General features: G+C 59.0%; 15 protein-coding genes and 1 tRNA gene. 8 read left to right on the plus strand and 8 right to left on the minus strand.

Annotated features, from left to right (window positions below; genetic code table 11):
* The first annotated feature begins 3 nt into the window (after positions 1-3).
* The 5 genes from BLU52_RS09835 to BLU52_RS09855 all read left to right on the plus strand — a co-directional run bounded on the left by BLU52_RS09835 (position 4) and on the right by BLU52_RS09855 (position 4,927).
* Entirely contained in the window at positions 4-897 is an 894-nt protein-coding gene (locus BLU52_RS09835; RefSeq protein WP_090282998.1) for a LysR family transcriptional regulator, read from the plus strand.
* 120 nt (positions 898-1,017) lie between these two features.
* Positions 1,018-2,178 (plus strand): radical SAM/SPASM domain-containing protein, encoded by a 1,161-nt coding sequence (locus tag BLU52_RS09840; RefSeq protein ID WP_090282999.1) that lies wholly within the window; start codon positions 1,018-1,020, stop codon positions 2,176-2,178.
* Between the two features lie 93 nt (positions 2,179-2,271).
* Positions 2,272-3,282, plus strand: a complete 1,011-nt coding sequence (locus BLU52_RS09845) for a GlxA family transcriptional regulator (RefSeq protein WP_197677961.1) — start codon at positions 2,272-2,274, stop codon at positions 3,280-3,282.
* An 863-nt stretch (positions 3,283-4,145) separates the two neighbouring features.
* The gene (locus BLU52_RS09850; protein WP_090283001.1) at positions 4,146-4,520 is read left to right on the plus strand and encodes a DUF6124 family protein; all 375 of its coding nucleotides are present in this window, start codon (positions 4,146-4,148) and stop codon (positions 4,518-4,520) included.
* 50 nt (positions 4,521-4,570) lie between these two features.
* Positions 4,571-4,927 (plus strand): DUF6124 family protein, encoded by a 357-nt coding sequence (locus BLU52_RS09855; protein WP_090283002.1) that lies wholly within the window; start codon positions 4,571-4,573, stop codon positions 4,925-4,927.
* Between the two features lie 227 nt (positions 4,928-5,154).
* On the opposite strand, the gene BLU52_RS09860 is transcribed toward BLU52_RS09855, so the two are convergent.
* A complete protein-coding gene (locus BLU52_RS09860) occupies positions 5,155-6,183 on the minus strand; it encodes an alpha/beta fold hydrolase (protein ID WP_090283003.1) in 1,029 nt (342 codons plus the stop codon).
* A 317-nt stretch (positions 6,184-6,500) separates the two neighbouring features.
* On the opposite strand from BLU52_RS09860, the gene BLU52_RS09865 reads away from it, so the two are divergent.
* Positions 6,501-6,575, plus strand: a tRNA-Gln gene (locus BLU52_RS09865).
* 113 nt (positions 6,576-6,688) lie between these two features.
* Here the strand turns inward: BLU52_RS09865 and BLU52_RS09870 are convergent.
* From BLU52_RS09870 to gstA, 3 genes are all read right to left on the minus strand, one after another.
* Entirely contained in the window at positions 6,689-8,677 is a 1,989-nt protein-coding gene (locus BLU52_RS09870; RefSeq protein ID WP_090283004.1) for a peptidase U32 family protein, read from the minus strand.
* A 763-nt stretch (positions 8,678-9,440) separates the two neighbouring features.
* Positions 9,441-9,821 carry a RidA family protein gene (locus tag BLU52_RS09880; RefSeq protein WP_090283006.1) on the minus strand — a complete coding sequence of 127 codons (381 nt, stop codon included), beginning with the start codon at positions 9,819-9,821 and terminating at the stop codon, positions 9,441-9,443.
* Between the two features lie 86 nt (positions 9,822-9,907).
* Positions 9,908-10,519: a glutathione transferase GstA gene (gene gstA / locus BLU52_RS09885; protein ID WP_090283007.1), complete on the minus strand. Its 612-nt coding sequence runs from the start codon at positions 10,517-10,519 to the stop codon at positions 9,908-9,910.
* Between the two features lie 109 nt (positions 10,520-10,628).
* Between gstA and BLU52_RS09890 the strand changes: the two genes are divergently transcribed.
* Both BLU52_RS09890 and BLU52_RS09895 read left to right on the plus strand, forming a co-directional pair.
* Positions 10,629-11,528: a transcriptional regulator GcvA gene (locus tag BLU52_RS09890; protein ID WP_090283008.1), complete on the plus strand. Its 900-nt coding sequence runs from the start codon at positions 10,629-10,631 to the stop codon at positions 11,526-11,528.
* Between the two features lie 121 nt (positions 11,529-11,649).
* Entirely contained in the window at positions 11,650-12,060 is a 411-nt protein-coding gene (locus BLU52_RS09895; RefSeq protein ID WP_090283009.1) for a cupin domain-containing protein, read from the plus strand.
* Positions 12,061-12,069: 9 nt separating this feature from the next.
* Here BLU52_RS09895 and BLU52_RS09900 read toward each other — a convergent pair whose 3' ends face one another.
* The 4 genes from BLU52_RS09900 to BLU52_RS09915 form a co-directional block, all read right to left on the minus strand.
* Positions 12,070-12,279 carry a hypothetical protein gene (locus BLU52_RS09900; protein ID WP_090283010.1) on the minus strand — a complete coding sequence of 70 codons (210 nt, stop codon included), beginning with the start codon at positions 12,277-12,279 and terminating at the stop codon, positions 12,070-12,072.
* Complete coding sequence (locus BLU52_RS09905; protein ID WP_090283011.1) at positions 12,254-13,465, minus strand: MFS transporter; 1,212 nt, start codon at positions 13,463-13,465, stop codon at positions 12,254-12,256. Before BLU52_RS09905 ends, BLU52_RS09900 begins: the two co-directional genes overlap by 26 nt.
* Before the next feature lie 137 nt (positions 13,466-13,602).
* Complete coding sequence (msrA, locus tag BLU52_RS09910; RefSeq protein ID WP_090283012.1) at positions 13,603-14,112, minus strand: peptide-methionine (S)-S-oxide reductase MsrA; 510 nt, start codon at positions 14,110-14,112, stop codon at positions 13,603-13,605.
* 159 nt (positions 14,113-14,271) lie between these two features.
* Positions 14,272-14,619 carry a con-10 family general stress protein gene (locus BLU52_RS09915; RefSeq protein WP_090283013.1) on the minus strand — a complete coding sequence of 116 codons (348 nt, stop codon included), beginning with the start codon at positions 14,617-14,619 and terminating at the stop codon, positions 14,272-14,274.
* Positions 14,620-14,817: the final 198 nt, after the last annotated feature.

Below are 14,817 nucleotides of genomic sequence, written 5' to 3' on the forward strand. Positions count from 1 at the left end.
ACCGTGGATCGTTTTGACGCAATGCAGGCCTTCGCCCGGGTGGTCGAGGCGGGGAGCTTCACCAAAGCGGCAGAAACCCTGCACATGAGCAAGACCACTGTGACCCAGCTGGTGCAACAGTTGGAGGCACGCTTGCGGGTCAAACTGCTCAACCGCACCACACGCAAGGTCAACGTCACCGCCGATGGCGCCGCTTATTACCTGCGAGTGGTCAAGCTGCTGGCCGAACTGGACGACGCGGAGACCAGCTTGCCGGGCGTTGCGGCAGTGCCGTCGGGGCGATTGCGTATCGATGTGCCGAGTCCGTTTGCGCGGCATATTCTGGTGCCGGCACTGCCGGAGTTCCATGCGCGATATCCGGACATTCAAATCGATATGGGCGTAAGCGACCGCATCGTTGACATCATTGATGAGAACGTCGATTGCGTGGTGCGCGGGGGCGAACTGCTGGATCTGTCGTTGATGGCGCGTAAAGTCGCCGATCTGCCATTGGGCGTGTTTGCCGCGCCGCAATATCTGGCTCGCGCTGGCACGCCTGAGCATCCGCGAGAGCTGGAAGACTCGCACCATCGGGTGGTCGGGTTTCTCTGGGCGCGCACGGGCAAACCCGTGCCATACGCCTTGGACAACGGCCGTGAACATTTGCAAATCAAGGGGCGCCATGTTCTGGCGGTCGACGACGGTAATGCCTACCTGGCGGCGGGTCTGGCCGGGATGGGGGTGCTTTGGCTGCCGACGTACATGTCCGATGCGCATGTTGCGCGCGGCGAACTGGTGCCATTGTTCGAAGGCTGGCGGCTGGAAAGCATGCCGCTTTACCTGGCGTATCCGCCGAACCGGCATGTCAGTTTGAAGTTGCGGGTGTTTATCGACTGGATCGTGGCGTTAATGGCGTGACGAGTCTGGTGCGCTTATTGCTTTCCGCGAATCAATGTCGTCAAAAAAACAACGATCCCGGCGACCCGAACGCGAGCAATGATGAGATGCGCACGTTCGACTCAGGGAGCAATGCTCATAATGAATATGTACATCGATATCGTCGGCGCCTGCAATCTGAGCTGCCCGTCATGCCCAATGGGTAATTCGGAAAATCTCAATTTCAAAAAAGCCATGCAACTGGACATGTTCCGGCAGATTGTCGAAAAGGCCCGGTCGGAGGGCGTGCGGACGATCTTCCTCTATAACTGGACCGAACCCTTGGTTCATCCGAAAATCGGCGAGTTTATCGAGATCATCAACGCCGCCGGCATGGCGAGCGGTATCAGCACCAACCTGAATCTGGCCAAGAACATGGAAAAGGCCTTGCTGGCCGAGCCGAGCTACTTCCGCATATCGCTGTCGGGTTTCTATCAGGAAACCTACAAAAAGGGCCATGTGGGCGGGGATATCGAAGTCGTCAAACAGAACATGATTGCCCTGCATGAGATCAAGCAACGCCTGGGCTTGAGCACTCGTGTCGATGTCTACTATCACCGCTACCTGGACAACATCGACGAAGAAGCACTGATGCGCGACTTCAGTGAGCGTCTCGGGTTTGTGTTTACCACTGGCTATTCGGTGATGATGCCTCTGGAAAAGACCCTGGCAATCGTCGAGCGCGACCCCTCTGTTACGGCTACCGATTACGAAACCCTGAAACGCCTTGCATTGCCGCCGTACGATGACTTGGTGAACGTCATGCAGCAATATCCCAAGCAGGCGTGCCAGCTCAAGGATAACTGGCTGGTGATCGACTGCAATGGCAATACCGTACTGTGCTGCACGATCTTCAATCAGTCCGAGTATCAGGTCGGCAAGTATCTCGACATGCCGTTGGCCGAACTGACGCGGCGCAAATCGACCCAGCAAAATTGCATCGACATGTGCAGCCGCTGTGCGAACAAAGGTCTGCACATTTACTCGACATTTCCCAATCAGGGCGCACTCGAACAACACGCCGTCAATCGCATCATCGATTTCGAACGCCTCGAAAATCTCGGGTTTCCCGTGGACAGCGAACGGCTGGGGCGTGCCGGCGAAGTCAGTGCGGAAAACTTCGACGAGGCGCAATACCTGCGCCTGAACGACGATGTCCGGGTTGCGGTTTCCAACGGGGCTTTCAGCAGCGGTTACCAGCATTACGTGCTTTGTGGCCGACTCGAGGGGCGAGCAGGCGCGGGAATGTTCTCGTTCGTTTGAGGCGCGGCTGATCATCCCGTCACACGCACGATTGACTCTTTACCGCTTCCGGCCAACTATCGGCGCACAACAACATGACCGATGGACTGAAACTTGACCGAACGACGCCAATTCAGCGGAGGCATGAAGGGCAAAAACCTCCGCTATCTGAATGAACATAGCGATAGCGTGCAGCTGACGCGCACCGGTTTTCTGCTGCTCGAACACTTTTCGCTACCGGCCTTCACGCAGACGCTGGACGCCGTGGTGACCACCAATCTGTTGCGCCCGGGGTTGTTCACCTCGCGCACCTTCGGGCTAGGCGAGGGCGAGGTCATCAGCGATCTGGGGCTGGTGATTCGCCCCGATGCACGCCTTGACGCCGCTGCGCTCGAAGAGCTGGATCTGCTGGTGGTGTGTGGCGGTTATCGCACCGAGCTGCGGGCGAGCGATGGGTTTGTGCATGTGCTCAGGTTGGCAGCGGAGCGGGGCGTCAGTCTGGCCGGGTTGTGGAACGGTTCGTGGTTCCTCGGCCGCGCCGGGGTGCTTGACGGCTACCGCTGCGCGATTCACCCGGAACATCGCCCGGCGCTGACCGAAATCGCCAAGGCCACGCACGTCAGCAGCGAACCTTATGTGATCGACCGCGACCGGCTCACCGCGTCGAGCCCGTCGGGGGCTTTCCATATGGCGCTGGACTGGATCAAGAGCCTGCACGGCAAGGCGCTGGTCGAGGGTGTCGAGGACATTCTCGCGTTCGAGGAGTCGCGCTACCGGCGGATAAAACCGGACGAAAACCTCTGCGTCAGTGCACCGTTGCGTGAAGTGGTCAAACTGATGGATGCCAACCTGGAAGAGCCGCTGGAACTGGAACAACTGGCGGTGTACGCCGGACGTTCCCGCCGGCAACTGGAGCGCCTGTTCAAGGAACAACTCGGCACCACGCCGCAGCGTTATTACCTGGAACTGCGCATCACCGAAGCCCGCCGCCTGCTGCAACACACCGAACTGTCGCAAGTGGAAGTGCTGGTGGCCTGCGGGTTTGTCTCGCCGAGTCATTTCAGCAAGTGCTACAGCGCCTATTTCGGGTATCGGCCTTCCAAAGAGAAGCGCTTGGTCAAATAGCACCAACGCTTTTACTTTTCCCAGTTCACCTCGGTATCTCAAGTCGGCGTACCTCGCCCAAACACCCCGTCCTCTCCCGGAGAGAGGGGACTGACCGTGGTGAATGCGCGAGCTGCGCCGACAAGAAATACCAGTCGAACACAAACTTCAAAGCCAATCCAAATCGGCTCCCTCTCCAGGGGGAGAGGGCTGGGGTGAGGGGCAAATCCACCACAAAACCAAGCCAAGCGCTGTGCTCACCACTTCTTACAATGAGCGCCAGCTCGAGTGCCCTTGATCTTGCCGTGCCGGCCTCATCGGCAGGAAGAAAAAAAGTGCAAGATCAAAAGCCCCTCACCCTAGCCCTCCCGAAACGTCGGACCGCCCAAAGGGAGAGGGAACTGACCGTGGTGGATGCGCGAACTGGCCGAGAAGAAATATCGAGTCGAACGCAAACTTCAAAGCCAATCCAAATCGGCTCCCTCTCCAAGGGGATGAGGGTGAGGGTGGCTCTTAAACGTCACCGAGCACCAACGTTTAAATCACACCAACTGTTACGCCATAGCGGCTACAACTCCTTGCGCCGTTGCCTACGCGTACGCCAGAATCCGCCGGCTTACGAGTCACGAGGCGGGCTGTATCGTTTCCCTGTCACTGCAAAACAGTGATCGGGTTTGGTAGCCCGTTTCTCGACAAACGTTTGGCATCGCCAGAACCAGTCTCTTTCCGGGATTCGGTTTTATATGGTGGCCATGCGTGGGGCTCCTTCGGGGGCGCCGGGTTTTCTCTGTCTTGACCGGTCTACCAACCCACGTGTGGCCGCCACCCTTCGTTTGGTAGCGAAAGTGACGGCTCTTTCATTTCCTCAAGACAAAGAGTCCTTTATGTTCAAAGTCACGCCCAACCCGCCAGACACCGATCCAATCCCCTACGACGCCGCACTCGAACCTCAAAACATCAAAGACGCCGCCGATCGCGCCATCAACTTCTACCTCAGTCCCGGGGCGCACAAGATTTCGATTCCCACGCGCAACACCGGCAAGATCTACCTCATCGACCCCACCGTGGATAACGAAACGCTGCTCGTCGAGGCGACGGAAACCCTGTCCTCGGCCAGTGACATGGCCCGTGAACTTGCCGATTCGATTGACAGTTCCCAGCGCAAAAAAATGCTCATCCTGCGACAGGTGATCATGCTCAGCGAGCTGACGGTAAACCGCGTGCTGGATAATCAGCGCTTGCCCAACCCGTCGCAGTGACGATCATCCGTTAACGAGCCTCGAGGGGTTCCTGTCTGGAGTTGCAGCTGATGTCCAAGCCACCCGAAGCACCGCTCACTGACCCGGCCTCGCCGTACGCATCCCCCAACTCGCGAAAGCTCCACGAAGCGGCGGAGCGCGCGCTTGACCATTACCTGTTGCCCGCCGCGATCATGGCCACGCCCTATACGCCCAGCCCGCTGTTCATGGTCAACCCGCAATCGGACGCCGAAACGTTGCTGACCAATGCCAGCGGTTCCCTGGCGTCCGCCACGGTCATGCTTGGCAATTTTGCGGGGGTATTGGAGGGCTCGAATCGCCAGACTTTGTTGGGCATTGCGCAGGTGGTCATGTTGGGTGAGTTGGCGGTTAACAAGGCGTTGGATCTTGTGGTGCCAACCGAGTGATTGCGCACGTTAGTCGGGCTTGAGAGTGTCTGAACGGGCGTCTTCGCGAACAGGCTCACTCCTACATTTGAAATGCGTTCCCCTGTAGGAGTGAGCCTGCTCGCGATGACGTCAGTTCAGGCAAAGAATCTGCAAGCTTTTACACTGAACCTGACCATTCCTCGAGCCTCAAGCCCACCTCTAACCAATCAAGCAGTCAGCCGTTGCGGCTAACTGCTTTTGTGTTTCTACAGATGATCCGCATCGATGACAGCCTGGGCAAACGCCTTTGGATCTTCCTGTGGCAAGTTGTGCCCGATGCCGCCGCTGATCAAGCGGAACTGATATTTACCGGTGAAGCGCTTGGCGTAATCCTCCGGTGCCGGGTGCGGTGCGCCGTTGGCGTCGCCTTCGAGGGTGATGGTCGGCACGCTGATCGACGGCGCGGTGGCGAGTTTCTGTTCCAGCGCCGCGTATTGCGCTTCGCCCTGTACCAGGCCCAGGCGCCAGCGGTAATTGAACACGGTGATCTCGACATGATCGGGGTTCTGCAAGGCCTTGGCGCTGCGATCGAAAGTCGCGTCGTCGAATTTCCATTGCGGTGAGGCGAGTTGCCAGATCAGTTTGGCGAAGTCATGGGTGTTCTTTTCATAACCGGCGCGACCGCGCTCGGTAGCAAAGTAGAACTGGTACCACCACTGCAGTTCGGCTTTCGGCGGCAGCGGGTTTTGCCCGGCGGCCTGGTTGCCGATCAGGTAGCCGCTGACCGCCACCAGCGCCTTGACGCGTTCCGGCCACAGCGCCGCGACGATGTCCGCTGAACGCGCGCCCCAGTCGTAGCCGCCGAGCACGGCTTGCTTGATCTTCAGTGCGTCCATGAAGTCGATGACGTCACTGGCCAGCGCCGCCGGTTGGCCGTTGCGCAGGGTGTCTTTGGAGAGGAACTGCGTATCGCCGTAACCGCGCGCATAGGGCATCAGCACTCGATAACCCTTGGCGGCCAGCAGCGGCGCGACCTCGTCGTAGCTGTGAATGTCGTAGGGCCAGCCGTGCAACAGGATCACCACCGGGCCGTTGGCCGGGCCGGTTTCGGCATAGGCGACGTCGAGCACGCCGGCCTTCACGTGTTTCAGCGGGCCGAAGGGCGAGGGTGCGGAATAGCTGATCTCAGCCGGTTCGGCGGTTTGCGCCTGAACGCTGGCGACAGTGCCGAACAGCGACAGCGCCAGGATCGACAAACCGAATGCGGTTTTACGGGTGTGCAGTGCCTTTTTCATGGGGACGTCTCCTGTGCATGCCTTGGTCAAGGGGCTGAATGAAACCTTGAAACCGTGAGTGCATTTGAGCGGATGGACGTATCCGGGCTGTGTCTGAAAGAGGCCTTGTTGCAAGGCGATGTATCGTCGTTGCGCACGTATACAGTGTGATACACAGTGGCTGAAGGTGCCCGGCGCCGGGCTGTTTAACGATGAAAAAATTAAGTCGCTGTTTTAAAACAAAAAATATTTCACGCCGGGCTTCCCAAAGCCAAACAATGTTGGTAAATTGCGCCCCGTTCTCACAGCGAACCCAACGGGCCGCTGGAAAGAGCAGTAGGGGCGTCGCCAAGCGGTAAGGCAGCAGGTTTTGATCCTGCCATGCGTTGGTTCGAATCCAGCCGCCCCTGCCATATTCGAATAAACGCCAACTTCGCAAGAAGTTGGCGTTTTTTTATGCCTGCGATTTGGCAAGGCACAGCAAGGCCAGCCTGCGCGGCGCCGAAGCACCGCCCAGGCCAGGCACTCAGTGCGGTGCGCGCGGGATGGTCTTCATCAGGTCTTCAGGGCTGATGTGGCCAACCACGCTGCCCGGTTGCGGCAGGTTGAGGATGTGGCCCTTCATCTTGCCGATAATATGCATCTCGCACGGCTTGCAGTCGAACTTCAGCGTCAGCACTTCATCGCCGTGGATCAATTGCATCGGCGCGACTTTGGTGCGCACGCCGGTCACGCCCTTGGCCTGTTTCGGGCACAGGTTGAAGGAGAAGCGCAGGCAGTGCTTGGTGATCATCACTGGCACTTCGCCCGGCTCTTCGTGAGCTTCGTACGCCGCGTCGATCAGCTTCACGCCGTGACGGTGGTAGAAGTCGCGCGCCTTCTGGTTGTAGACGTTGGCGAGGAAGGTCAGGTGCGAATCCGGATACACCGGCGGCGGGCTGGTTTCGGCCTTGCGACTGCCACGTGGATGCGCGGCGACGCGGGCGGCGGTCAGGGCCTCGATCACTTCACGGCGCAGCGCTTTGAGCTGCGAGTTGGGGATGAAGAATGCCTGCGGCGCATCGAGCTTGACGTCGGTGGCGTGGTACTGGGTGGTGCCGAGCTGGCCGAGCAGATCGCGCAACTGTTCCAGCGCTTGCTCAGGCTTGTTGGCCACGCCGAACGGACCGGGCAAGGTGACGCTGGCGCTGATGCCTTCTTCGCTGGTGGCAGTGATTTCCAGCTGTTCCTCGCGCAGACGCGCCAGCCAGCTCAGGGCCACGCGACGTTCCGACGAGGTCTTTTGCAGCGCCTGTTGCCAGTTGTGGTCAAGGTTGCGGTTCAGCGGGTGATTCGGGCGCAGCTTGAACAGGCCTTCGGGCATTTCGTTCGGCTCGACGCGATAGCGGTAGCGCTTCTCGCCATCTTCCTCGAACTCGCCCTTGGCTTCGGCGATGTTGGCGCGGAAACCGACCACTTCGCGTTTGACCAGGACGTTGAGGCCATCACCGTTGGACAGCGGCTCGTGGGTCACCACTTGCATGTCGCGCTTGCCGACTTTCTCGACTGTGCCGACTGGCAGACCGGTGAAGGTCGGCGAGTCGAAGGCGCCGATGTCGATCTTGCGATCGGTGACGAAATAATCGGTGCTGCCACGGTGGAAGGTTTTTTCCGGATCGGGCAGGAAGAAATGCGCGGTGCGGCCGCTGGACGCGCGGGCGAGGTCCGGGCGATCTTCCAGCACGTCGTCGAGGCGCTGGCGATAATAGGCAGTGATGTTTTTCACATAGCCCATGTCCTTGTAGCGGCCCTCGATCTTGAACGAGCGCACGCCGGCTTCGACCAGTGCGCGGATGTTGGCGCTCTGGTTGTTGTCCTTCATCGACAGCAGGTGTTTTTCGTAGGCAATCACGCCACCCTTTTCATCTTTCAGGGTGTACGGCAGACGGCAGGCCTGCGAGCAGTCGCCACGGTTGGCGCTGCGTCCGGTCTGCGCGTGGGAAATGTTGCACTGGCCGGAGAAGGCCACGCACAACGCGCCGTGGATGAAGAACTCGACGGCAGCGTCGGTCTCGTCGGCGATGGCGCGGATTTCCTGCAGGTTCAGCTCGCGCGCCAGTACCAGCTGCGAGAAACCGGCCTGATCAAGGAACTTCGCCCGCTCCAGGGTGCGGATATCGGTCTGCGTCGAGGCGTGCAGTTCGATTGGTGGAATGTCCAGCTCCATCACGCCCAGGTCCTGAACGATCAGCGCGTCGACACCAGCGTCATACAACTGATGGATCAGCTTGCGCGCCGGCTCCAGTTCGTTGTCGTGCAGGATGGTGTTGATGGTGGTGAAAATGCGCGCATGGTAGCGCCGGGCGAATTCCACCAGCTCGGCGATTTCGCTGACTTCGTTGCAGGCGTTGTGGCGCGCGCCGAAGCTCGGGCCGCCGATGTACACGGCGTCAGCGCCGTGCAGGATCGCCTCACGGGCGATGGCCACGTCGCGGGCAGGGCTGAGCAATTCCAGATGATGCTTGGGCAAGGACATAGTTTTTTTAGTCAGGCTGTCACGGTTAGGCGCGCATTCTACCCGCGAAACGCGCAGGCGGCACGCCCGCGCTGCCCGATGGCACAGAACTCAAGAATCACACAACCCCCTGTAGGAGTGAGCCTGCTCGCGATAGCGGTGGTTCAGCCAACATCGATGTTGAATGTCAGACCGCTATCGCCAGCAGGCTGGCTCCCACAAGGGCCTTGCGCTCCCACAAAATTCAAGCCCAACACAAAACCCCTGTAGGAGTGAGCCTGCTCGCGATAGCGGTGGTTCAGCCAACGTCGATGTTGAATGTCAGACCGCTATCGCCAGCAGGCTGGCTCCCACAAGGGCCTTGCGCTGCCACAAAATTCAAGCCCAACACAAAACCCCTGTAGGAGTGAGCCTGCTCGCGATAGCGGTGGTTCAGCCAACATCGATGTTGAATGTCAGACCGCTATCGCCAGCAGGCTGGCTCCCAAAAGGGCCTTGCGCTCCCACAAAATTCAAGCCCAACACAAAACCCCTGTAGGAGTGAGCCTGCTCGCGATAGCGGTGGTTCAGCCAACATCGATGTTGAATGTCAGACCGCTATCGCCAGCAGGCTGGCTCCCACAAGGGCCTTGCGCTCCCACAAAATTCAAGCCCTACACAAAACCCCTGTAGGAGTGAGCCTGTTCGCGATAGCGGTGGTTCAGCCAATATAAATGTTGAGTGCATGGCCGCTATCGCCAGCAGGCTGGCTCCCACAGGGTTATAGGGTGTTGCAGAGGTCAGATCAGGCCTTGGCCGCCATCGCCGTTACTTCCACTCGCATCCCCTCGACCGCCAGCGCCGCCACGCCCACTGCCGCACGCACCGGCCATGGCTTGGCGAAGAATCGCTGGTACACCTCGTTGAATGCCGCGCGATCGGCCATGTCGGTGAGGTAAATGGTCAGGTGCATGACCCGGTCCATCGAACTGCCGGCACGTTCCAGCGCGACTTTCAGCGCTTGCAGGGTGCATTCGCTCTGGGTGGTGATATCGCCCAGTTCCAGGCTGCCGTCGGCGCGGGTCGGGATCTGGGTGGAAACCATGATTCCGCCGAAGGTCGCCACGTCGGAAGAGATCGAGTCGGCGTCCGGATCGGGGGTGAAGGTGATGTCTTGGTTGGCCATGGGAATCCCTTGTTTGAGCGAGTGAAGATCGCGGCAGTTTACAGACTCGACGCCGACAAGGCCCGCTTCGATCACGCCGCGTACGCTCAAACCGGCAACGTCGCGGCTTCTGCGGCGAACGCCGATTGCACGCTGGGCCGAGCACCGATGCGCTGCATATAGACGGCCAACGCTGGCCAGTCCTCGATAGCGATATTGAACGTCGGCAACCACATCAGCACGGAAAACAGGTAAGCGTCCGCCACGCCAAAACCGCCCATCAAATAATCCTGATCCGTCAGTTGGCGATTGAGAAAGTCGAGGCGCTTGAACAGCTTTTGCCGAAATATCGCTTTGACCGGCTCAGGAATATCCGCGTTGAACAACGGCGCACTGCCGCCGTGAATCTCCGAGCTGATGAAATTCAAATGTTCCTGCAAGCGTGCGCGCTCCCAGGTGCCAGCCGCCGGTGCGAGCGAGTTGCCCGGCACTTGATCGACAAGAAACTGCAGGATCGCTGGCCCTTCGGTCAGCACTTCTGCGTTAGCCAGCATCAGCGCGGCAACGTAGCCCTTCGGGTTGATCTCTCCAAAGTCGTGGCCGTCGGCGGTGCGCTTGCTCTGGTTGTTCACTCGGACCAGTTCGAAAGGCAAACCCAACTCGCGCAGAACGATGTGGGGCGAGAGCGAGCAGGTCATCGGGGCGAAATACAGTTTCATGGCAACTCCTTGTTGAGCGAGTGCGCCAGATTCCGTCGCGGCAAGCGCTTTGGCAAAGGTCATTTGCAGTGCTAGCGTATGACAAAATCTCATGAGCCAGCCCTATCCCATGCCTGTCAGACTTCCCTCGCTCAATGGCTTGCGCGCCTTCGAAACCGTCGCCCGGCACATGAGTTTCACCAAGGCTGCCGCAGAACTGAACGTCAGCCAGACTGCGGTCAGCCATCAGATCCGCCGACTCGAGGCGGAACTGGGCAGCCCGCTGTTTTTGCGGCGCAACGACGGCCTGGCGCTGAGCGAGGTCGGGCAGGCCTATTTACCGGGCATTCGCTCGGCGTTTCAGGATTTGCGCTTTGCCACTGAACAGGTATTGGGGGCTGGCGACGATAACGTGTTGACCATCAGCACACTGGTATCGGTCGCATCGAAATGGTTGTTGCCGCGACTGCCTGCGTTTCATCAGGCCTTTCCCGCTATCGATGTGCGCATCAGTGCGTCGACCGATTGGGTGGATTTTCGCAGCAGCGGCATCGACGCCGCGATTCGTTACGGGCACGGCGACTGGAAGGGTTTACAGGCTGACTTTTTGATGTCCGATGAAATCTTTCCGGTGTGCAGTCCGGCGCTGGCCCAGAGCCTGAACTCGCCGGCGGAGCTGGCCAATCACACGCTGCTGCAGGTCAGCGGTGTGACGGCCGGTGACTGGGCGACCTGGCTAAGCGCCGCCGGCCAGGCGCCGCAACTGGCGGAGGGGCCGCGACTGACATTCGATCTGGCGCTGATGGCCGTGCAGGCGGCGGTGGACGGGCAGGGCGTGTGCATCGGCCGCTCAACCTACGTCGCCGACGATCTGCGCGCCGGGCGCCTGGTGATCCCTTTCGAATTGCGCTTGCGGGATGCGCTGGGCTTTTATCTGGTCGCGCCTCTTGAGACCGCGCAGGCCGAAAAAATCGCTGCGTTCAGGTCCTGGCTGTTGGCATTGCCGAAAACCACCGGCACTTTTGTATAAGCGTGTATCTGTTTGCACGCTGTACACGGCTGAACACCAAACTCAGGTTCCACGACACATCCACCCTACACGCAACCCGCACAGTAGCCCTCACCACATCACTGATCCAGAGGGCTACACCATGCAACGTTCACTGTTACTCGCCAGCGCCATTTTCGCTTCGATGATCGGCATCGCCCACGCGGCCGACGCCCCGGCCAAGAGCTGGCAGCAAGGCTTGAGCCGCAACGATCTGGTCAAGCAGGATCTCGGTGCTGCCGACCGCGAAGTGGTTCAGGCACGCGTCGATTTCGAACCGGGCGTGACCTCGCCGCGCCATGCACATCCCGGCGTTGAAGTCGCTTACGTGATCAGCGGCACGTTCGAATATCAACTGGAGGGCAGGGCGCCGGTGACGCTGAAGGCGGGGGAGTCGCTGTTCATTCCGGAAGGCGTGGCGCATGTGGCGAAAAACGTCGGCAAGGACAAGGCCTCGGAGCTGGCGACTTATATCGTAAAGAAAGGCGAACCAGTGCTGATCCTCAAGCCGTAACCCGTTGCCTCAATGCAGAGTCGCCGCCCGGCGACTTTCGCCGATGCGAATGCGATCAAGCGCACGGTTCAACGCATCGAGCGCATCAAGCAGGGCTTTGGCTTCGGCGACACGGTCCTCGCCCCAGAGGCGCTCGGCCAGCCGGTTCAGGGCCTGGATCGAGCGCTCGATGTCGGCGGCGCTGGCGGGCTCGTTAGCGGTGGATAGGTTTTTCGGCATTCAGAGTTCCTCGGCTGGTAGCAAACCACCATAGCGCTGTGACGCCCAGCAGCATAGTCAGCGCAGCCAGGATGAGGATCACGCCTTGTGTGCCTGCGCTGGACGCAAGCAGGGCTACCAGCAAACCCGCCAAGGGTTGCGACAGGTTGTTGAGCAAGGTGATCACACCGACGGTTTTGCCGAAGTCTTTGGGCGGTATTACGCGCTGACGAATACTGCGCATGTAGATATTGAACATCTTGTCGAAGCCGACAATCAGCAGAAAACCCAATACATAACCGGCAAGATTCGGACTCAGAGCACTGACAAGAGCGCCAGCGGCGATCATTGAATACGCGAGCCCGCCAAGTAGCCGCTGCGGCAGTTCCACTCTGGCAAGGAAAAACAGAATCACGATTGTTGTTATAGCCCCGGCCGCTTGCAAACCGGCGTAAGCATCTTTGCCCGCGCCGTACTCGCCGAGCACCATCGCGGCTGAGGTCGCCAGCGTGACACCAACGAGCAAATTGACCCCCACGGCCAGCAAGATGATTTTTTTCAACTCCGCCAGCTCATTTATATGCCTGAAAGCGATGCGCAGTGGATGTAGCCATATGTCCTGATGCTGTTCATACACTTGCAGCGTGATTCGGCTGAGGCGTTGCCACACCAGCATGCTCAGATCCGCGAGTAGAAACAGACCGGCGATCCATAGCACCACCCAGTGCCAGGCCCACACTTCGAGCAGCAGCGCTGCCACCAACGGCCCGAGAACCAGTCCGGTCTGGTCGGCAATTTGCGAATAGGACAACGTCTTGGTGTAACTGTAATGCTGGAAGATATACGGCATCAGCACTTCGCGCGCCATGATTCCCTGAGTGGTCAGCACGCCGCACACCGCTGACAACACCACCACCCAGGCCATGCCGCCGAAAACAGTGAACATGCCCATGGCCAGCAGGCAGAGCAGCGCGCGATAGATTTGACTGATATGGAGGATCCTTATCGGTGAAAACTTATCGCACAACGCTCCACATAGTGGAAACGCGAGAAAACGCGGTAGCGATTCGACGAAGAATGCCAGACCGGCCCAGGAAGCGCTGTTGGTCGTCTGGAAGACCACCAGCGGCACAATGAACAGCAAAATCTGATCGGCCAGGCGCGACAGAAACAGCGACGTGAAGAACGCCAAATAATCCTTGCGCAAGAGGAGCTCCTTTTTATTGCCTGTCTGGCCGTGCGACGAGCCGTCAGACAGTACACCGATTCTTGGCAGGAGTTGAGATTACGTCGCTCATCGCCGCGCGATCAGTCGTTCACCTGTGCAAGCATCTGGAGTTGCCTTTAACTACTGCGCTTGGGCAGCTTCCAGTCCGGCCGAATGAAGTGGCAGGTGTAGCCATTCGGAATCCGCTCCAGATAATCCTGATGCTCAGGTTCCGCTTCCCAGAACGGTCCGGCCGGTTCGATTTCAGTCACCACCGGGCCTGGCCACAATCCTGAGGCGTCCACATCGGCAACGGTGTCTTCAGCCACGGCGCGTTGCTCGTCGTTGAGGTAATAGATCGCTGAACGATAGCTCGGGCCAAGGTCGTTGCCCTGACGGTTGGGTGTGCTTGGGTCGTGAATCTGGAAGAAGAATTCGAGAATCTGGCGGTAGCTGATCAATGCGGGATCGAAGGTGATTTCGATGGCTTCAGCGTGGTTGCCGTGGTTGCGATAGGTCGCGTTGGGTACATCGCCGCCGGTATAACCGACGCGTGTTTCCAGTACGCCAGGGTAGCGGCGCAGCAGATCCTGCATCCCCCAGAAGCAGCCGCCGGCAAGAATCGCGGTTTCGGTGTCAAAGGTCATGGCGGTCATTCCTCTCGCAACGTTGGGGATTGTCATGGTTATGAGGGCGAGTTGGCCAATTCCAAGGTGCAGCGATGCAGAAAGCGGCGGGAGATTGCGAGGAAGTTGTCTTGCGCTGGATAAACGGCAGGGGAGCGAAGCTCCCCTGCAAATGGCGCATTAGCTGTTGCGCCCACCACCATGACTGTTTTCGCCACCCTTGCGCCCGGCTTCGGAGGCTTTTTCGCGGTCATTGGCAAAGTTGCCACCGCTGTTCTGGCCGCCTTTGCTGCCGGCCTCCGACGCGCGCTGCGGGTCGTTCTTGAAGTTGCCGCCGCTGTTCTGGCCACCTTTGCTACCGGCCTCGGCTGCACGCTCCGGATCATTCTTGAAGTTGCCTCCACTGTTTTGGCCGCCTTTGCTGCCAATTTCCTGGTAGAACTCTTTATCATGCGAAGCCGATGTTGCTTCCCCACCTTTTTTACCTGCTTCGTTGACGGACATGCTGCCTTGTTTATCTTGAGCCATTTTAAAACACCTCTTGCATATATACGCATTGATTCGAATTCAGGCTGCGCTTAGTTGCGCGCTGAAGTTGTTCGGACAAATGCCGTGGATACTGCCTGATGTTGTTTGTTGCAAATGCTCGTTACTTGCCGGTTGGCTTGGGTTCGACTGTCAATCAGTTGGAACGCTCATCAGGCATGGATAACTGCCTTTCATGCT

It is taken from the genome of Pseudomonas granadensis (assembly GCF_900105485.1).
GTDB lineage: Bacteria > Pseudomonadota > Gammaproteobacteria > Pseudomonadales > Pseudomonadaceae > Aquipseudomonas > Aquipseudomonas granadensis.